At 62.9% G+C, this 19,786-nt stretch carries 15 protein-coding genes; 8 read left to right on the forward strand and 7 right to left on the reverse strand.

The features are described 5' to 3' along the window. Positions 1-3: 3 nt before the first annotated feature. The gene (locus CGLY_RS10675; RefSeq protein ID WP_038549305.1) at positions 4-861 is read left to right on the forward strand and encodes a hypothetical protein; all 858 of its coding nucleotides are present in this window, start codon (positions 4-6) and stop codon (positions 859-861) included. 18 nt (positions 862-879) lie between these two features. On the opposite strand, the gene CGLY_RS10680 is transcribed toward CGLY_RS10675, so the two are convergent. Genes CGLY_RS10680 through CGLY_RS10695 form a run of 4 tightly spaced genes read right to left on the reverse strand, consistent with a single transcriptional unit; the run spans position 880 to position 5,388 of the window. Beyond that, complete coding sequence (locus tag CGLY_RS10680; RefSeq protein ID WP_052540040.1) at positions 880-2,307, reverse strand: amidase; 1,428 nt, start codon at positions 2,305-2,307, stop codon at positions 880-882. Continuing rightward, positions 2,297-3,853, reverse strand: a complete 1,557-nt coding sequence (locus CGLY_RS10685) for a sodium:solute symporter family protein (RefSeq protein WP_052540043.1) — start codon at positions 3,851-3,853, stop codon at positions 2,297-2,299. Before CGLY_RS10685 ends, CGLY_RS10680 begins: the two co-directional genes overlap by 11 nt. Then, positions 3,850-4,098 (reverse strand): hypothetical protein, encoded by a 249-nt coding sequence (locus tag CGLY_RS10690; RefSeq protein ID WP_052540045.1) that lies wholly within the window; start codon positions 4,096-4,098, stop codon positions 3,850-3,852. Before CGLY_RS10690 ends, CGLY_RS10685 begins: the two co-directional genes overlap by 4 nt. Positions 4,099-4,104: 6 nt before the next feature. Then, positions 4,105-5,388, reverse strand: coding sequence for a M20 family metallo-hydrolase (locus CGLY_RS10695; RefSeq protein ID WP_038549307.1), 1,284 nt, complete (start codon positions 5,386-5,388; stop codon positions 4,105-4,107). 232 nt (positions 5,389-5,620) lie between these two features. Between CGLY_RS10695 and CGLY_RS10700 the strand changes: the two genes are divergently transcribed. After that, complete coding sequence (locus CGLY_RS10700; protein ID WP_052540046.1) at positions 5,621-6,769, forward strand: helix-turn-helix domain-containing protein; 1,149 nt, start codon at positions 5,621-5,623, stop codon at positions 6,767-6,769. A gap of 9 nt (positions 6,770-6,778) precedes the next feature. Here the strand turns inward: CGLY_RS10700 and CGLY_RS10705 are convergent, their stop codons facing one another. Continuing rightward, positions 6,779-8,137, reverse strand: coding sequence for an aspartate aminotransferase family protein (locus CGLY_RS10705; protein ID WP_052540048.1), 1,359 nt, complete (start codon positions 8,135-8,137; stop codon positions 6,779-6,781). 34 nt (positions 8,138-8,171) lie between these two features. After that, positions 8,172-9,656: a CoA-acylating methylmalonate-semialdehyde dehydrogenase gene (locus CGLY_RS10710; RefSeq protein WP_038549311.1), complete on the reverse strand. Its 1,485-nt coding sequence runs from the start codon at positions 9,654-9,656 to the stop codon at positions 8,172-8,174. A gap of 140 nt (positions 9,657-9,796) precedes the next feature. Here CGLY_RS10710 and CGLY_RS10715 point away from each other — a divergent pair, with 140 nt between their 5' ends. From CGLY_RS10715 to CGLY_RS10735, 5 genes are all read left to right on the forward strand, one after another. Further along, the gene (locus CGLY_RS10715; protein ID WP_038549313.1) at positions 9,797-11,374 is read left to right on the forward strand and encodes a PucR family transcriptional regulator; all 1,578 of its coding nucleotides are present in this window, start codon (positions 9,797-9,799) and stop codon (positions 11,372-11,374) included. Positions 11,375-11,474: 100 nt separating this feature from the next. Then, a complete protein-coding gene (locus tag CGLY_RS10720) occupies positions 11,475-12,812 on the forward strand; it encodes a sodium/glutamate symporter (protein ID WP_038549315.1) in 1,338 nt (445 codons plus the stop codon). Between the two features lie 86 nt (positions 12,813-12,898). Next, positions 12,899-14,005, forward strand: a complete 1,107-nt coding sequence (locus CGLY_RS10725) for an alcohol dehydrogenase catalytic domain-containing protein (RefSeq protein ID WP_038549317.1) — start codon at positions 12,899-12,901, stop codon at positions 14,003-14,005. 316 nt (positions 14,006-14,321) lie between these two features. Beyond that, positions 14,322-15,797, forward strand: coding sequence for an APC family permease (locus CGLY_RS10730; protein ID WP_081803879.1), 1,476 nt, complete (start codon positions 14,322-14,324; stop codon positions 15,795-15,797). A gap of 62 nt (positions 15,798-15,859) precedes the next feature. After that, positions 15,860-17,167 carry a flavin monoamine oxidase family protein gene (locus CGLY_RS10735; RefSeq protein ID WP_038549319.1) on the forward strand — a complete coding sequence of 436 codons (1,308 nt, stop codon included), beginning with the start codon at positions 15,860-15,862 and terminating at the stop codon, positions 17,165-17,167. A 22-nt stretch (positions 17,168-17,189) separates the two neighbouring features. Here CGLY_RS10735 and CGLY_RS10740 read toward each other — a convergent pair whose 3' ends face one another. Then, on the reverse strand, positions 17,190-18,164 hold the full coding sequence (locus tag CGLY_RS10740) for an AraC-like ligand-binding domain-containing protein (protein WP_227590246.1): 975 nt from the start codon (positions 18,162-18,164) through the stop codon (positions 17,190-17,192). 215 nt (positions 18,165-18,379) lie between these two features. Between CGLY_RS10740 and CGLY_RS10745 the strand changes: the two genes are divergently transcribed. Continuing rightward, the gene (locus CGLY_RS10745) at positions 18,380-19,780 is read left to right on the forward strand and encodes an aldehyde dehydrogenase family protein (RefSeq protein ID WP_081803880.1); all 1,401 of its coding nucleotides are present in this window, start codon (positions 18,380-18,382) and stop codon (positions 19,778-19,780) included. Positions 19,781-19,786: the final 6 nt, after the last annotated feature.

A 19,786-nucleotide genomic window follows, 5' to 3' on the forward strand; every position in this document is an offset into this window, starting at 1 on the left:
CGGATGTCCTCTCCGTCGGCCCGGTCACGAGCCCTGGACCTGGTTGCCGCCGTGCGCGACCATCCGGATCAGCGCCGCGCATTGATGATGTCCCTGTACGAGGATTCCTCACGCGAACGTCCTCCCCGCCTTCCGTACCGACGGGCGGCACTGGCATTCATGGACTGGCAGGTCCACCGAGGTCTCCTCGACCCGGCCACCGGAAGCCCATGGTGGCGTGCGGTCAATGAGTCACTGCTCCTCGACACCGCGGAGGCCCGGAGCCTGGACTCGGAGCATGGCGCGACGCCCTCCTGCCCACCAGTCGGTCTCGGGATGGAATTCATCCGGGCCCCCTCAGCTCAGACGTGGTACCGCGCCCACAACGCGTCCGTCGTCTCCGCCTATCTCCGGCATGCCGACCTGGCGGTGACCGAGACTCGGGCGGAGCGGTTCTTCATCAACCTCGTACTGGTCCGCGTCCTGTACGCTCATGCCCTGGTGACGGCTCCTCGAATGGCGTTGGGGTGGTGCCACCCTCTCTCCCCGCTGCTCGGCGATCCCAGACTGGGGATGACCGGTATCTTCCTGTCCCTGTCCCGCGTCCTCCCTGACCGCTACCCCTTACGAGGCCCGCTTGAGGTCTACACCGCCGCTGAGCACAGCGTCGGAAGATTCCTCGACGTAGGAATGATCACTCCCCGGCTCCGGGACCTTTACGCCTGGTCGGCAGACGAGCTGCGGCAACCGGCTCTGAATGATCTGCTCACCGACGGAGTCCCGAGCTACGCCTGGCTCCCCACGGATTCGGCTCCGTGGCTGCCGACGCCGACCCGGTTGGACCGGCTGGCCCGACGGCTCCTTCCACCGCAGTCGGAATGAACGGGGATGCCTCAGCCGTCACCGCGCGTGGGGGTGCTCCCAGGGCAGAGCACGCTCCAGAACGAACCCGGCGCGGAACACGGCCTGTTGATCGTAGGCGTTGCCCACCAGTTGGATCCCCGTGGGAACGCCGCTGTCGCCAACGCCGGACGGTACAGCCAGTGCCGGGTGCCGGTTGGCGATGTTGAAGGGTACCGCCATGAAATCAGCCCAGTAGTGCTGACCGTGGTTGTCGACGGACACAGTGGGAGCGTGCGCCGGCATCGCACTGCGCGTCGTCACGGGGGTGACAAGCACACTGGCCCCCTCGAGCAGTCGTGCCAGGCTCCGCCGTATGTCGGATTCCCGGGCGAATGTCTGGTAGAGCGGCATCCTCGACGCCGCAGCCAGCGTGTGGTCGATGAACTGGACGATGTACGGCGACACCGCGGCACCGGAACGCTCGATCTGGTCGGCCATTCCGGGCGCCAGGGTATGGCCGTAGTGCGCCATCGCCACGGCCATGATCTCGCTGGTGTCCCAGCACGGTTCCCGGTACTCGATGGTGGCGCCGTTGTGGCGCAGGGCATCGGCTGCCGACTCCACGCCATCGAGGATGTCGTCGTCTACCGCGTAGTCCCCGAGCCGCCGGGACACCACGATGCGCTGGCCCTCGACGCTCCAGCCGCCGGCGGGTTCGGTGACTGGACCGAAGGGCACGCTGTGCGGATCGTCGGGATGCTGGCCGGCGATGATGTTGTGCATCATCAGCGTGTCCCCCACTGTACGGGCCATCGCGGAATCACTGCGGTACCAGTCCATGGTCGAAGGGTGTAGTCCGGGGACGACACCGTAGGGCGCCTTGTACCCGACGACACCGCAGAAGGACGCCGGGATCCGGGTGGATCCTCCGATGTCCGATCCCGTAGCCAGTGGCGCGTACCCGGCGGCTAATGCCGCCCCCGATCCACCGGACGATCCACCGGGTGTGCAGTCCAGGTTGTAGGGGTTGCGAGTGACACCGTGTGCCAGGGACTCCGTCATCGTAGCTGCGCAGAATTCGGGGTTCGTGGTCCGGGCGATCGGGATCGCCCCGGCGGCGCGCAGCCGGGCGACGACCGGATGATCACGATCAGCGCGTACAGCGGTCGCGGGCACCGCCTGGTCCACCCGGTGCCCGGCAAGCGCGTGCTTCTCCTTGACCAGGACCGGGACCCCGAGCAGCGGACGATGCCGAACGACGTCGGCTAGACCTGCCTCCGCGTCCCAGGTCGCATCCGCCTGTTCAGCGGCGATGAGTGCCTCGTCATCCAACATCTGTGTCACTGCATTGAGGTCGCCGTCGAGCCGGCGCACACGGTCCAGCTGTCCTGCGATGACGTCACTGGGGCGGGCGGTACGGTCGCCGTACCGTACCAACAGTTCCGCGGCGGTCCACGTGCTGTTACACGTGCTGTTATTCGACATCCGGCTGCACCTCCGACGGACTGGCGGACCGTGACCGGGAAGCCCGGTAGCGACTGGAGTAGGACGAAGGAGCGGAGCCCGCTGATCCCGGCGACACCGGCGGGAAACCGCGTACCGCGCGGGGGCTCAGGCGCTCGGGCACCTCCGGTCTGCTGGTGGTCGGCGTTGCCGCGGACACCATCACCACCACGGCAATATTCGCCAGGAGCCCCAGTACTCCTGGGTTGATGCCCCACACGGAGATCCCGCTGAAGGTGCACACGATGACGATCACCACGCCCACAGTGAGTCCGGAGAGCAGGCCAGTGGCGTTGACTCTGGTTGTCCTCGTGCAGGACAGAATGTTCACCGGCGCCAGCTGGGTCAGGCCAGCGTAGGTGAGCAGGTAGAGATTGGCCATCAGGTCCGGCCGTGCCAGGGACAGGCCCAGCGACAGCAACAGCACCAGACCAGCTGCCATACGACCGACCGTCAGCTGGCGGTGGTCCGATGTCGAAGCCGGCACGAGGTTCGATGAGATCAGCGTGGCGATGGACAGCACGCAGTGGGCGGCGGGGACGATGGCGCAGGAGATCCCGGCGATCAGCACGCATCCCATCAGCCAGCCCGGCAGTGAGTCTGCCGCGAGGGACAGGATGGCGGAATTTTCCTCCCCGTCCCCGACGACGACGTAGCGTGCGGCGTAGAACCCGATGACGATGGGAATGAACGTCGCCAACGTGTACAGCGGCAGCATCACGTGGTTCTTCGAGACGGCTCTGGACTTGTTCGCCGACAACACGGCGGGCCAACTTTCCGGCAGAGTCATCGCCCCGAGGCCGATGCCGCTGACGATGACGCTGGTGATGAACCAGATGATGCCGTAGGTGCCGGTGCCGGACTGGACGGTGAACAGCTCCTGCGCTTGATCCATCACTCCGCCGATACCGCCGTCGCCGACGTAACTGACGAGGACACCGGCTAGAACCACGACGAGAGCGACAACCATCGCCACATCCTTGAAGTAGGCCACGGTGGCTACGCCGCGAAGGCCTGCCCAGGCCACGAACAGGAGGATGAGGATTGTGGAGACCACCATGCTCGCCGTTCCTGCCGATTTGTTTCCGGTGGCGAAGGAGACCATCGTGCCGAGACCGACGATCTGCACCTGCACGATCGGCATGAAGAAAACCACACAAACCACGGCGACGACCTTCCCCAGTAGCGGGCTACGGAACTGGTGGCCGGCCATGTCTGCGTTGGTGTGGTAGTTGAAGACCTTGCCGAGCTTCCAGATCACCGGGCCGATGAGGAACATGCCGACATATCCGAGGACCAGGTACGCCGGCAGGTACGTGGCGGATACCCCTCCCAGAACGGTCAGTCCGGACATCCCGAGGAAGGTGAAGCTGGTGAAAATCGCACCGGCCTGGAGGAAGAAGGTCGTCAGACTACTCATTCCCCGGTTGCCGATGGACCACCCGGTGTGGGTGTTGAGGGACTGTCGTCGTCCCATGAACGCGAGGGCCGCGATCAGTGCGATCCCGATGACTGTCGCCGCGATCATGCGGTGGCCTCCGTAGTGGTCGTGTCCGTGTCGTATTCACCGGGAATCTCGTCGGCGAGTTCCGGTTCGTGCCGGTAGAGCAGGCCCAGGATCACGGTGGTGAGGATCGCCCAGCCGCCGACCCAGAGCACCATCACCGGTAGACCGAGGATCAGCGTCGGGGTGTTGATGAAGGGAAACACCGGTGTCAGTACGAGGGCCAGCACCGGGAAGGCCAGAAGCCAATGTTGTGGTGTCAGATGCACAGCGGCCTACCTTTCTGCGGAATGGAGGGGTTCGCCAGGGGCGACGTCATCGAGAGCTCCGTCAAGAAGTCTGGTGACGACACCGGTGAGTACGTCGAGACCTCGGAGCATGTCATCATCGGTGGAGAATTCACGTTCGCAGTGCGATACCCCACCGACGGACGGGATGAACATCATCACCGACGGCGCGATCCGGTTCATCGCCACCGAGTCGTGGCCGGCCATAGTCTCCAATCTGCGTACGTCCACACCGACGTCCGCGGCAGCCTTCTCGGTCAGCTCGACTCCGGCGAGGGGGAAACGTTGAATGTCGCGGACGTCGAAATCCTCGGTACCGATCGCGATGTCCCGCTCCTCGGCGATCCGGGCGATGCCGTCGAGCAACGTCCGCCGTGCCGAAAGGACATCATCGACGGTGCGGGCACGCAGGTCGATGACAAACCGGACCTCCCGAGGTACGACGATCGGGGAGTTGGGTTCGACATGGAGTTCGCCTACCGAGGTGACGATGGACTCATCGTCGTAGTCATGGACGATGTCCTCAGTCATGACGACTATCTTTGCCGCGGCGACGAGGGCGTCGTGGCGGTCTGCCATCACGGTCGCCCCGGTGTGTGACTGCTCTCCGGCGACGGTGACGACGAGTTTCTGGGTGTACCAGCTCTGAGTTACTGCACCGATGGCGGTGTCGTCCCGTTCGAGCAGACGGCCCTGTTCGATGTGGATCTCGGCGTAGGCGGCGACCACCGGAGCCGGATCACTTCCCAGGCAGTCAATGGATTCAAGCGCCTCACGGACGGTGACGCCCTTGACGTCGGTGACGGCGAGCAGCTGGTCACGGTCCATGATCCCGGCCATCCCCGAGCTCCCCATGATGGACGGGGCAAAGCGCGCCCCTTCCTCGTTGAACCAGTCGACAACGGTGAGGTTGTGGTGGGGGGTAATCCTGTGAGCCCGGACATCACGGTTGACCCTGGCGGCCGCGTGGAGCGAGGCGACAACGCCGTACGTTCCGTCGAACCGTCCTCCCAGTGGCTGACTGTCCAGGTGGGATCCGGTGAGCACACTGGGCGCCCCCTGGAACCAGCGGTAGGTGGCGTACTGGTTCCCGAGGCCGTCGATTGTGACGGTCATCCCCAGTTCCCGGGCACGGCGGCGGAACCAGGCACGGACATCCCCGTGCTCCTTCGTCCCCGCCTGCCGGTCGATTCCTCCCGCCGGCGTGGCGCCGTAGCCGGTGGTGTGGTGAAAATCTGCGAGGAAACTCTCATCGGTGGTGTCTTCTGTCATGACCGCTCGCTTTCCCTGGTGCGGTTAGTGGGTGCTTCGCCCGGTTGTCAGTCGTTTTCCCGGAGCAAGTGTAAGCATGTGACTGTGATGCGGACCATAGTCACCGTGCACTCGGTTTCATCTCATATATTGTGCATCGAGCACATGATGCGAGGTCCAGAGGCCGAGAAGTGCCGCGTGCCTCTGGGCGTGATGCACTACATTGCCCAGAGAGCTCGGGGTACCGTGAGGTATGGACGTCTTCGATCTGGACCGTGAACACAGTCGCGACCGGTGGCGGTCACTGCTGGAGGAGCTGGCCGAACTCGAGGAACAGTTGTCCGTGGAGTTCATGGAACAGATTCAGCGTGGCGCGCGCTACTACGACGGAATTCCGGAACTGCAGGACCTGTGGGACAACGCGGTCCTGGCCTTCCGCTACCTCATCACCGCACTTCTCGACCGTCCGATGAGCGAAGATCTCGCCTCATTTCCCGCCGGCGTCGGTGCCCGACGAGCCAGGCAGCGGATCTCTCTGGAGAATGTCAGCTCGGCGGTTCGTACCGACTTCCCCATCATCTGGTCGGTACTGTTGCGATGCGCCCGGGACCGTGGCGATCTGGTGGTGCTTGCGCTCCACACCGAGGAACTCTGGAGCGTGGTCGACCGCTTCGTGGTGGCTATCCAACGTGGTTATCTCGACGAAAGCCTGATCATGGCACGTTCTGACGTGATTGAACAGCAACGGAGTCTGGCCACCATATTCACGGACACCACGGCAACCTCTGCCGACCTCGAGCATGCTGCCCTGGTACTCGGTATCGACAACGACGCCACATTCTGGGTTCTCGGCACGGCGGACGAGGACGACATGGGTACCGTCGCGGAACGTCTCGAACGCCGTTCAATCAGCGTGGTCGAACACGCCCGTTACGGTGGAGGCCTTCTCCTCGCCGGCACGGGCCCGTGGCTGGACGACGATGCCCTGGCCACCGACGTTCTCGACGGGATCCCGGGAGCGGCGCATCCCAGGCCCGTCACGCTGAGCGGTGTCGTCGCGGCAACGGCGACCGTACAGATGCTCGTCTCGCTCGGTCAGGAAGCGGCAACGCTACGACGGTCCTGGGCCGGGTTGTCGATCCGGCAGCTGGCGACTGTCGAGGCTGACTTGCGCGACGTCGTGCTCGGTCCACTCGAAGGCGTCCCGGACAGAGACACCATCGTCAAGACGGTACTTGCCTACGCCAACACTGGGTCGTTCGCTGCAACCTCGGCGGCGTTGTACTGTCACCGGAACACTGTTCTCAACCGCGTCAGGAAGTTCGAGGAGGTGACCAAAATTGACCTGCGCCACCCCCGTTCCCTGGCCCTGGTACAGCTGTGCCTCCTCCCGCCTGGCTGAGGTCTGCTCTCACTTCACGTACTGGTCCAGCAAACCCAACGCCTCGTCCGTGATCTGCAACCCCCGCACCAGCTCCTCCTCCGAAATCACCAACGGCGGAGCGACATGCACCCTGTTGAAATGCATAAACGGCCACAACCCCCGGACCTTACACGCCGCAGCAAACTCCACCATCGGCGCATTAGCCTCACCAGCAGCGTTAAACGGCACCAACGGCTCCCTAGACTCCCGATCACGCACCAACTCAATCGCCCAGAACAACCCAACCCCCCGCACCGCGCCGACCACCGGGTGACGCTGGGCAAGATCCTCCACAAACGGACGCACCACACGCTCCCCCAGGTCCCGCACCCGCTCCAGGACCCCGTCGTCCTCCATCACACGCAACGACTCAACACCCACGGCACACGCCAACGGATGCCCCGAATACGTCAACCCACCCGGGAACGCCCGATGTGCGAAGGTTTCCCGGATCGCATCACTGATCACCACACCACCCAACGGCACATACCCCGAATTCACCCCCTTGGCGAAGCTGATCAGATCCGGTGTGACATCCCAGTTATCCACCGCGAACCACTGCCCGGTCCGACCGAACCCGGCCATGACCTCATCAGCGATATATACGATGCCATAGCGGTCACAGATCTCCCGCACACCAGCCAGATACCCCGGAGGAGGCACGAGAATACCGTTAGTGCCCACCACGGTCTCCATGATGATCGCCGCAATCGTACCCGCACCCTCCAGAATGATCTGCTGCTCCAACTGCTCCAGAGCCCGATCCGACTCCTCCTGCGGACTGGAGGAATAGAACGGCGAACGGTAATCATACGGCCCGAAGAAATGCACCACCGACGAATCCGACGGCTCATTAGCCCACCGCCGCGGATCCCCGGTCATACTGATCGCCGTCGACGTCGACCCGTGATACGAACGGTACATACTCATCACCTTGCGTCGCCCGGTATGCACCCGCGCCATACGCACCGCATTCTCATTGGCCTCAGCACCACCATTGGTGAAGAACACGTGGTTGAGATCCCCCGGCGCCACCGCCGCGATCATCGCCGCCAGCTGCGACCGGGCGTCATTGGCAAACGCCGGGGCAACCGTGACCAACCGGTCAGCCTGATCCTTAATCGCCGACACCAACCGCGGATGCTGATGGCCCAGATTGGTGTACACCAGCTGCGAGGCGAAATCGAGATAGTCATTGCCCTCATAGTCAGTGAACACCGCCCCCGAGGCAGACTTCACCGGCACCGGGGCGATCTCATCCTGGGCCGACCAGGAATGAAACACATGGGCCTTGTCCATCGCCCGGATCTCAGCACCGGTGGTCGGACGGGACGGAAACACACTCATCACACTCACACTCACTCTCTGTAGCGACCAGGCACTAGTTGGTGGGGAACCCCAGATTGATCTGCGACTCACTCGGCAGCGGCCAGCGTTCGGTGACCACCTTGCGCCGGGTGTAGAAGTTGAAGGACTCCGGGCCGTACATGTGGGTGTCACCGAACAGCGAGTCCTTCCACCCACCGAAAGAAAACGCCCCGATCGGCACCGGGATCGGCACATTGATACCGACCATGCCCACCTCGATATCGAAGGTGAACTGCCGGGCCGTGCGCCCGTCGCGGGTGAACATCGCCGTACCGTTGGCGTACCGGCTGGAGTTGATCAACGCCACCGCCTCGTCGTAGGACTCCACCCGCACCACCGACAGCACGGGTCCGAAAATCTCCTCGTCATATACCGCCATACCCGGGGTCACGTTGTCGACCAGCGTCGGACCGGTGAAAAAGCCCTCCGCCGGCAGATCATGCTCGCGCCCATCCACCACCACCGTGGCATCCTGCTCAGCGGCGCCGGCGACGATGGACTCAATCCGGTCCCGCGACACCTCCGTGACAATCGGTCCCATGTCAGCGCCCTGCTCCACACCGTTGCGCACCCGGATATCCCCCATACGCTGGGCGACCTTGTCCACCAACTCATCGGCAATATCACCGACAGCCACCAGTACCGACACCGCCATGCACCGCTCACCGGCCGAGCCGTAACCCGCCGAGATCGCCGCATCCGCGGCCGAATCCAGATCAGCATCGGGCATCACGACCATGTGGTTCTTCGCCCCACCCAGGGCCTGCACCCGCTTACCGTTGGCCGCCGCAGTGGTGTAGATCGACTTGGCGATCGGGGTGGACCCGACGAAACTGACCGCCTTGATCCGCGGCTCCTCCAGAATCGCCTCCACAGTCTCCTTGTCGCCGTGCACGACATTCAGAATGCCGTCGGGCAGACCGGCCTCACGGAAGGCCTCAGCAATCCACAACGCCGCGGACGGGACCTTCTCACTGGGCTTGAGGATCACCGCATTGCCCGCGGCAATCGCGGTGGTGATCATCCACAACGGCACCATCGCCGGGAAGTTGAACGGGGTGATACACCCCACCACCCCCACCGGCTGGCGGATCTGGGAGACATCCACCCCACCGGCAGCCTGCTCAAGGAACTCACCTTTCATGTGGTGCACCAGCCCGGCACAGAACTCGACGTTCTCCAACCCACGGTCAATCTCCCCGGCAGCATCATCGAGCACCTTGCCGTGCTCGGCAGTGATCACCCCGGCAAGTTCCCGTTTGCGTGCGACGATGATCTCCCGCAACCGGAACATCACACCAGCACGCTTGGCCATGCCCGTCGCCCGCCAACCGGGCTGAGCGGCCTCGGCAGCATCCACCGCCGCTTCCACAGTGGACACCGAGGCAAACGGCACCTGCCCGGTCTGCTTACCCGTAGCCGGGTTAAACACCTGCCCGGTGCTCTGCCCATCTGTGTTCTTGGCCCCACCGATCAGGTGGTACAGCTTCTCGGTCATGCTCGGTCATCTCCTGAAATATTGGGGGACTGTCTAGGACCTTCTGAGTCTGTGAAACGGTCCTGTATTGGTCGTGTCCCCATGAACGCTACGGTCGGTTGTTGTCGACGGGAAGCTACTTTCTGTGGCACAGTTCACCCATGACTGAACAGAGTGTCCATCTGAGTGTGATGTCTCTCCGGGAGGCTCTGGCTCTCCCCGCATTCCGCGACTCCGGCGTACGTATCCTGCATGGTGCCGATAAACTCGACCGCGCCGTGCGGTGGGTCCACGTCGCCGAGTCTGCGCGGGCCGGACTTCTGCTCAGCGGCGGAGAGCTCCTGCTGGCCACCGGCTCCGGGTGGAACGAGGACGCAGTCTCCCGCCGTGAATTGATCAGCTCGTTCCAGAGCGCCGGGGCAGCGGCGCTGGTACTGGAGATCGGACAGGTGTGGGCGGCGGTTCCCGACGATGTTGTCGAGGCCTGCAGAGAGCTGGACCTACCGCTGATCACCACTGGATCGGAGATCAGGTTCATCGATGTCAGCGAGCAGGTGCACGCCGCACTGTTGCAGCAACAGGTGTCCCGGGTCGAGGCGATGCAGGAGGTCGCGGAGATGTTCACCGCAATGATCGTTGACGGCGTTCCCCCGCAACAGCTCATCGTCCAGGCTTCACGCCTGCTCGGTTCCCCGCTGGTGTTGGAGGATCCCGCACACCGGATGATCTTCCACACGGAAGGGATTCAACCGCCTGCCGACCTGCTCAACGAGTGGCAGAGCCGGTCGCGTCGATGGGAGAGCGTTCTCGGGCAGACCGGAACCCTCACCGAACCAACAGCCCTACCGGGTGAGGAGGGCCGATGCATTGATGTCACAGCGCGCGGCACACACTGGGGTCGGCTCATACAGATCGGATGGTCAGAGTCTCCCGCTGGAGCCGGCCATGTGCTACGTCACGCGGCAACGGCTCTGGCAGTCGAGCGTCTCGGCTCTTCGCGTCCGTACACGTGGGAAGATCTCCTGAACCACAGCGTATTGGACAGACTGACAGGCAGTCAGTTCACCTCGACAGACGGCATGGCAGCCGTTCTCGAAGCCAGCGGCTTTCGTACACGGAACCGAACACTACTGGCGATAGAAGTCCGCGGAGCCGTAGACGCCGCACGGGTGCGGGAGATTACCGCGCGGACAGGATGGGACGTTCTCGCGGCCCGGGCGACAGAACACCCGGGCCGGGTGTGTGCGGTGGTATCCGCCCCCTCCGGCGGAGACGTCTACACCACGCTTGCCGCGGCCACCCCATGGGCCGACGCACAGCAGGGCAACGGCGTCGCGCTGCTCGTCTCACCCGTCCGCCACGATGTCCCCGGACTGGCACGTGCGGTGCGCGCCTTGGCCCGGATCCCCCATGCCGCCCCCGGAATCACCGCCACGGGCACCACCGCCGTCGCCGCTCTCATGGACGAGCTCAGTGACGATGTACAGGTTCGTCACTTCGGCGACCGGCTCCTCGAGCCGCTGAGGGAGCACGATGCCAGACACAGCACAGATCTGATCCAGACGGTACGTGCGGTGGTGCGACATCCCACGTCGCGTTCCGCGGCAGCTGCTGAACTGCACCTGTCGCGAACGTCGCTCTACTCCCGCATCAACACAATTGAACGGCTTCTCGGCGCTGATCTCGCCCAGGAAGACACACAGTTTGCCCTGGGCCTTGCCCTCCGGACCATGCGGTGAAAACACCTAAGCCCCCTCCCGCTAGGATAGCGAAGTTCCGGCCTGCCACCCGTCGTTCTCAGGGGCAGGCTATCTGACGTCGAACATTCCAGGAGGCCATGTGGAGTACACCCCGTTCACGCTGCTGACAGATGTCGGTTGGATATCGCTGCTCCTGGTCATCGGTAACCTACTGCGCCGACATGTGCCCGTCTTCCGTTCACTGCTACTGCCCAGTCCCATCACCGCCGGACTCCTGGGCCTGCTCCTCGGGCCACAGGTCCTCGGCGTCATCGGGCTGTCAGACGCCATGGGCGATTACACGACCTTGCTGATCGCGTTGGTCTTCGCCGCCATGCCCTACTCCATGCGTTTCGACCGGTCGGTACGGCGTGGCGCCAAGACAATGTGGTCGTTCTCGACCGGGATGTTCCTGGGTCAATGGGGTGTATTCATCCTCCTGGGAGCCGTACTGTTCCAGCCGGTCTGGGGGACGGAGGACTGGTTCGGCATGATGCTGCCCGTCGGTTTCGTCGGAGGATTCGGGACCGCGGCCGCCGTGGGCTCATCTCTGGAAGCCGCGGGTGCCACAGCCGCAAGTTCGCTGGGTTTCACCTCAGCGACGGTCGGTACGCTTGCCGCGATCGTCGGTGGCATCATCATCGCGAACTGGGGTATCCGCAGGGGAAAAACAACCGAGCTTCCGGCGGCACTGCCATGGGACCTGCGGTCTGGTTTCATCGACAAGCTCAGTGAGCGTCCCTCCATCGGAAAGGCAACGACGAACCCGTCTTCGATCGAACCGTTGGCGCTGCACCTCGGCGTCCTGGTACTTACCGTGATGGTGGCCCACTACATCACCCAGGGGATCTCGCATCTCTTCCCCGATGTGTCAGTGCCACTGTTCGCGATGTCCTTCGTCGTCGGGATCATCGGTCAGCTGTTACTGCGGGCCGTCCGCAAACCGAACTACCTCGACAAAGATACCGTCTCCTCACTGTCCGGCGCTTCCACGGACTATCTGATCGCGTTCGGTATCGCTTCGATCGTGCCGGCTGCGATCGCCGACTACTGGGTCCCGTTGGCCATCCTCTTCGTGCTCGGCACCGGGTACTGCGTCTTCTTCTGCTGTGTCGTTGCACCACGCTTCTTCGGCGAGCACTGGGTGGAGCGGGGTCTTTTCGGATGGGGCTGGGCCACCGCCGCGGTGGCCACCGGTATCGCGTTGCTGAAGATTGTGGATCCAAAGATGAAATCCGGAACGATGAACGAATACGGAGTGGCGTACGTGGGATTCGCCCCGTTCGAAATCGGGATGACGATCATCGCACCAATGGCAGTCATCGCGGGCTGGACAATGGGGTTGGGGGCCGCCTCTCTGGTCCTCGCAGCGGCGATCCTTGCCGCGCCGTGGGTATTCCACTGGTTGCCCCACCACCAGCACTCTTCGCGTGTTTAGGGCCGGAACTTCCTGACGAGGAACAGGGACTCTAATGTAATTCAGCAAATAAACATTCCACCGCACCACCAGTAAAGGCCACACAGATGAGAATCACCGGAGCTGTACTCGAAGAAATCGGACGCCAACGCCCCTACACCGAGAGCCAGCCGATCACCATCAGCGAACTCGATCTTGACTCACCGGGGCCTACCGAGGTTCTGGTCAAGATCGAGGCTGCAGGACTGTGCCATTCCGACCTTTCTGTCGTTGACGGTAACCGGCCCCGCCCCGTACCCATGCTGCTCGGTCACGAGGCCGCAGGGATCGTCGTCGAAACCGGTTCTGTGGTCGATGACCTGGAACCGGGTGAACGCGTCACCATGACCTTCCTGCCCCGGTGTGGGGAATGCGACGGCTGCAGAACTGACGGACGTCTGCCCTGTGAACGTGGCTCCGCATCCAATACCGCAGGCACGCTGCTGCACGGCACCCGTCACCTGCACCGCCAGGGCGAGGTCATTCAACACCACCTGGGCGTGTCGGGGTTCGCCACATACGCCGTCGTCGACCGTGCTTCCCTGGTGAAGATCGGCAACGACGTTCCCCCGGAGATCGCGGCGGTGCTCGGGTGCGCCGTCCTGACAGGTGGTGGCGCGCTACTCAACGCCGTCCAGCGCGACGGCCACGAGTCCGTCGTGGTCGTCGGTTTGGGAGGGGTGGGGATTTCCGCCCTGATCTCTGCAGTCGCGGAGGACAAGGGCGACGTCATCGCCGTCGATGCGCTGCCGGAGAAACTGGAACTCGCCAAAGAACTCGGCGCCACATCGGTCTACACTCCTGCTGAGGTCGTGGAGCAGGGCATCAAGGCAGACCATGCTCTGGAATGCGCCGGGCACCCCAAAGCCTTCGAGACAGCCTTCGCTGCGACGAAGCCGGGTGGACGCACCGTCACCGTCGGACTGCCCCACCCTGAGGCAAAATCGGGGATACCGACGGCTGTCGTCACCGGTGAGGCACGCACCATCATCGGCAGCTACCTCGGGTCAGCGGTGCCCCAGCGCGATATCCCCACGTTCGCGGACTGGTGGCGCTCCGGCAAACTGCCGGTGGAGAAACTGATTTCCCGGACCATCCGGCTCGACCAGATCAATGAAGCGATGGAGGAACTCGCAGAGGGACGAGCCGTCCGGCAGGTCATCCTCTTCGACTAGGAGAAGTCACGTCTGGCTGCGGATCCGAGCTGCACCCGGCGTCTCGATGAGCGCGTGTGGCCCACCACACCGGCGCACACAGGGTCTACCTGTGTTCGGCCGCCGCTCCCCCTGGTGCCGGACCACGCGGCGTGTGCGGCTGCAACGTCGCACGCTCCGCACTCGCAGAACTCCAGGCGGCCGCAAGCGCTTCTGCCGAAAGCACTCCGGCACCTGACACACCCCTGGCCAACAACCCCGCACTACAGGCAAAGAGTCCGCATGTGTCCCAGGTCATACTGAGAGCACCATGGACCCGTAGAGCGGAGAGCATCACATGACCGACAACAAGACTTTGAAGAAGGGGCGCCTCGGCACGCCTGCGCTAGTCTTCATGATCATCGCGGCCTCAGCACCACTCACCGTTCTCGCTGGCGGGGCACCGACCACATTCGCAGTCTCAGGCCTCCTGGGACTTCCCGTGGGCTACCTGGTACTCGGGGCGGCCCTCATCATTTTCGCGGTCGGCTACTGTGCGATGAGCTCCAGGGTGCACAACGCCGGCGCGTTCTACGCCTACATATCCGAAGGCCTCGGCCCGCGCCACGGTATCGCCGCCGCGCTCCTGGCACTGGTCGTCTACAACATGCTGCAAGTCGGACTCTACGGACTTTTCGGGTTCTCACTGTCAGCAGCACTCGCCACCTGGACGGGGCTCAGTGTCCCCTGGTGGGTGGCAGGAGCCGCCGGATGGATCATCGTCGCACTCATGGGGGTTAGCAACGTCGATCTTTCTGCCAGGGTGCTGGGAGTGCTGGTGTCGCTCGAGTTCCTGGTCGTCCTGGTTGTCATGGGCTTCGCACTACTGAACTCATCAGAGGGGATCAGCGCCGACTCCGTCCTGCCTGAGCAGTTCCTGACACCAGGGGTGGGCGTGCTCCTCGCATTCTCCATCGCTGCATTCATGGGCTTCGAGTCCGGCGCCATCTATTCAGAGGAGTCGAAGGACCCGAGCAGGACAGTTCCGCGGGCGACCTATATCGCGGTCAGTATCATAGCGCTCTTCTACGCGTTGTCCACCTGGGCACTCACCATGGGAGTCGGCCCCTCATCGGTCGTCGACGAGTCACGGGAGTACGGCCCCGACCTGGTGTTTGTGTGGCTCGCTGACTTCTCCCCGCTGCTGTCTGACGTTGTCCACCTGCTTTTCGTCACGAGTATTCTCGCCGCCCTGGTCGCATTCCACAACGCGGCAGCGCGCTACTTCTTCGCGCTCGGACGCTCCGGGGTGCTCCCCCGACGTTTAGGAACACCGGGCCAAAACGGAGCACCGGTGGCCGGCTCAGTCACACAATCCGCGATCGGTGTCATCGTTGTCGTCATTTTCGCCCTTGCCGGACGCGGTTCTGAACTAGGAGAGCTTTTCCCGGTCATCACTCTTTTCACGTGGTTCTCGACGGCTGCAGCATTCGGCCTCGTTTTTCTCCTCGCCGTCACCTCATGCGCGGTGCTGGTCTGGTTCCGCCGGGATCACCACGGTTTCAGTACCTTCACCCGGGTCATCGCACCTTTCGTGTCGGCTGTATCCATGCTGATCGTCGCAATCCTCATTCTGGTTAACTTCGACATCATGATCGGCGAGGAGTCTCCCCGAGCAATGGTTTTCATCATGCCCGGCATCATTATCGGCGCAGGAGTCATCGGAGCACTCTGGTCCCTGCGCTTCCCCAATGAGACCGTAGACATGGATGCCCTTCCACATCTCCCAGAGACACGGTCAGAGCCACGGGAGACAACAACCGCGGCGCCGTGAACCGAACCAAACCCCCTTCAGGGAAAAATAGTACGTAGAAAGCCACGAACAAGGAGAACCCCATGAGTAAGAAAGTCGTCGTCGTAGGAGCAGGTTTCGCCGGTCTGGTTGCCGCGCGCGAACTGCAACTCGCAGGAATTGACGTGGAAGTGGTCGAAGCTCGCGACCGTATCGGCGGGCGCGCGTGGACCGATGAACGCATGGGCGCGAAGCTGGAGCTCGGCGCCACGTGGGTCCACTGGCACCAACCTCATATCTGGTCGGAGATCACGCGGTACGGCCAAGGAATTTACTCAAGCCCGCACGTAGACACCGCCTACTGGATCAGCGCAGGTAAGGTCCACTCCGGCACCGAAGAAGAAGTCGACCAGAAACGGGTCCGGGCGATGAACCGGATCTACGACGGATCCCGTGAATTCTTCCCTAACCCCTACGAACAGCTCTCTGCACTGGAAGACCCGGACCTCCGGGAAAAGTTCATCGAGGCCGACTGGAAGAGCGTCTTCGACGAGCTCTCCGACGGAGAATTCTCACAGGAAGAGATAGATCTGACGGATGCATACTGGTCCGGTGGATTCATCGGAGAACCGCGACAAGGTTCGTCGTTGATGGCGAAACAATGGGCCGCACTGTGCGACCACAATATGGCTGCAGTGGACGCACAGACTCTCGGGTACAAACTGAACAACGGGATGAGAGGACTCTACGACGGTATCGCCAGAGATCTGAAATCCCCGGTACGACTCTCAACACCAGTCTCCGGAGTCACCCACACGACATCTGGCGCGACAGTCATGCTCTCCAGCGGGGAGAAGATCACCTGTGACGCAGTCATCATGACGGTTCCAGTAGGCGCCCTGGGAACGGTGGAATTCGATCCTCCGCTGCCAGAAAAGATGAGCAGGGTCGTCGACGAGAAATGGAACTCCACCGGGGCGAAGATCTGGATCAAGGTCAAGGGTCATCACAGTATTATGGGCATGGCACCGCAACCGGCCCCGATAAACATGCTGCGTTCCGAGGTGTTCACCGACGACTCCACCATTATCGTAGGATTCGGTGCGTACCATGACAAGCTGGACCTCAATGACCCCGCCTGCGGTCAACAGATCATCGACCACTGGCTCCCCGAACTGGAAGTCATCGAGTGCACCGGACATGACTGGGTCTCCGACCAGTGGAGCGGACAAGCATGGGCGACACCCCGCAAGGGACAGTTCACCGACAGTTGGCATCACTTCCGGGACACCGGCACACGTCTCCACTTCGCCGGATCCGACTGGGCAAACGGGTGGCGTGGTGTCTGCGTTGACGGAGCACTGGAGATGGGCGTGTCGACGGCCCGCAATGTTGTGCACGAGCTCAGCTGAGCACGCCTACCGTGACCGAATGTCACCTGTGCAACCGCGTGCGGTATGCGCGCGGTGACTCGCCGTACTCGGAACGGAATGCTTTCGAAACGTGTGAGGCGTCGAAGAGACCATGACGGGCGCTGATCGCCTGGACCGTCTCACCCCGCAATTGCGGGTCAGCCAGATCAGAATGGATCGCGCTCAACCGCCGGGACCGGATATACGAGGCGACGGTGAGTTCCTGTTCGGCGAAGTGGGTGTGGAGGCTGCGGACTGAGACATACAGTTCGCGTGCGACGGTACCTGGTGACAGCTCCGGGTCCGCCAAGTTGGCGTCGATGAAATTCACGGCGCGATGAAAAACAGCAGACGGGGTGGCTTCTCCCGTTGTCGTACTGCCGCCTCGCTGAGCATGATCAGCAAGCACCGTGACCAGGACGTCCAGCGACGACCGGATGAGAGACTGGCCGTGTGCCCCGCGCAGCTCATCAAGGTTTCCCGCCAACTGCCGGAACAGCGGGACGGCAACCTTCCCGAGCCCCTTGTCATGCGAGATCGGGGTGGCCGTCACTGCCTCGATCTCGTCGTCCCTCAGTTGTATGTAGGACCGTGGGAAGAACACCACGAGGCTGCGCTGCCGTCCCGGGAACTCCAGGCTGTACTCGCGTTCGCCGGTGTAGAGAGCGAGATCACCTGGATGCAGTTCACACGTCCGACCGTCCTGCGTCAGTACACAGCGTCCCTCCAACTGGAGACTGAGCTTGCACATGGGGGTCCCCCGTCCCTCTCCTCCCGGGGGATGCACCGGCCCTACGGCGGTGACGTCCGGATGACCGACGGTATGAGCGTCGGTGAGCATGTCGAAGAGTTCTACATCTCCGAGGTGCAGGTGCCGTGCTTGAGCAGTGAACCCCGGCGACGGGCTGCTCACGCGGATCCCACTGAAGTTCCGGGTAATCAAGTCAGTCCACTGCATGAAATCGTGTGATCGGGTTGTCTCCACGCCGGTCGTCATCTCTTCCTCCTGCCGCGGGGCGTCTGCGTCCGGTTACGTCGTTCCGGACACCTTTAAGCCTAAAACGATCGATGCACGCTACAGAACAAAAAGCCTGCACAATAAAGCAATTCCTTACCCTGCCCACCCGGCAGAATTGACTCCACCACGCGGTTAGCCCGAGAACTACAGTGACCGTGCCGAACAGTTTCGTACCGATCTGAGGAGGATTGGACATGTACACAGACCTACTGGACGCCATTGGAGCCGGTTCCACCGATGGGCGGGGGATTCCAGACCCAGCCACCGGTGATGTCATCGGCTATGCGCCCCGCCAATCGGCTGATGACCTGGATGCGGCCGTCGCCGCCGCTAAAACGGCCCAACCGAGCTGGGATGCCCTGGGGCACGAGGAACGTTCGAGACTTCTGGTAGCTGCGGCCGCCGTTGTCGAGGAACGAGGCGAGGACCTTGCTCAACTGCTCACACGGGAGTCGGGCAAACCACTCAACGGGCCGAATGCCCGTATGGAGGTGGCGATGTGCAGCGACTGGCTGCGTGCGACCGCACGTTTCGACATCCCGCAGGATACGCTGGTCGATGACGAAGACGCCCACGCCACGATGTCCTATGAACCGATCGGTGTTGTCGGGGCGATCGGACCATGGAACTGGCCGCTGATGATCTCCGTATGGCAGTTCGCAGCCGCATTACGTATGGGTAATACTGCGGTGGTGAAACCTTCGGAATATACTCCTCTCAGCGTTCTGTCGCTGGTACATGTCATCAACGAGGTGCTTCCCGAGGGCGTTCTGCAGGTGGTCTCCGGCGGCCGCGAGGTCGGAGCACGGCTGAGTGAGCATCCCGACATCGGAAAGATCATGTTCACCGGCTCCATCGCCACCGGTCGCGCGATCGCCGCTGCCAGCGCATCCACCCTCAAACGGCTTACTCTGGAACTCGGCGGTAATGATCCGGCAATCATCCTCGACGACTGTGATCCGCGCGCCATCGCCGAAGACCTCTTCTGGGGAGCGTTCATCAACACCGGGCAGACATGTGCCGCCGTCAAACGTGTCTACGCCGCCGACGCCATCTACGACGAGCTCTGTGCATCACTGGCGGAGATCGCCAGCACGGTTCCGATGGGCCCCGGAGTCGACGAGAATAATGTCCTCGGGCCTCTGCAGAACCCGGCACAGCATCGAATCGTCTCCGAGCTCGTCGAGGCTGCACGCACCGGCGGCGCACACATCCTCACCGGTGGGGACCCGACAGACGGGCCCGGGAACTTCTATCCGGCGACCATCGTCACCGACATCTCCCCGGACAATCCGTTGGTCACCGAAGAACAGTTCGGCCCCGCGCTTCCGATCGTCCGCGTCAAAGACGTCGATGAGGCTGTCGAACTCGCGAACTCACTTGACGTCGGATTGGGCGCATCCGTGTGGTCTGCTGACCGCGAGCGCGCGGTGGAGGTCGCCCGTCGGGTCCGAGCGGGGACGGTCTGGATCAACGGCCACGCGAAACCGGACCCGAGGATACCGTTCGGCGGGATCAAACAGTCCGGTTACGGACTGGAGTTCGGGGCTGAGGGGCTAAAGGCAGTGGCCGTACCGAAGGTGTACAACGGCTGACCGTCC

Origin of the sequence: Corynebacterium glyciniphilum AJ 3170, assembly GCF_000626675.1 — a bacterium.
GTDB lineage: Bacteria > Actinomycetota > Actinomycetes > Mycobacteriales > Mycobacteriaceae > Corynebacterium > Corynebacterium glyciniphilum.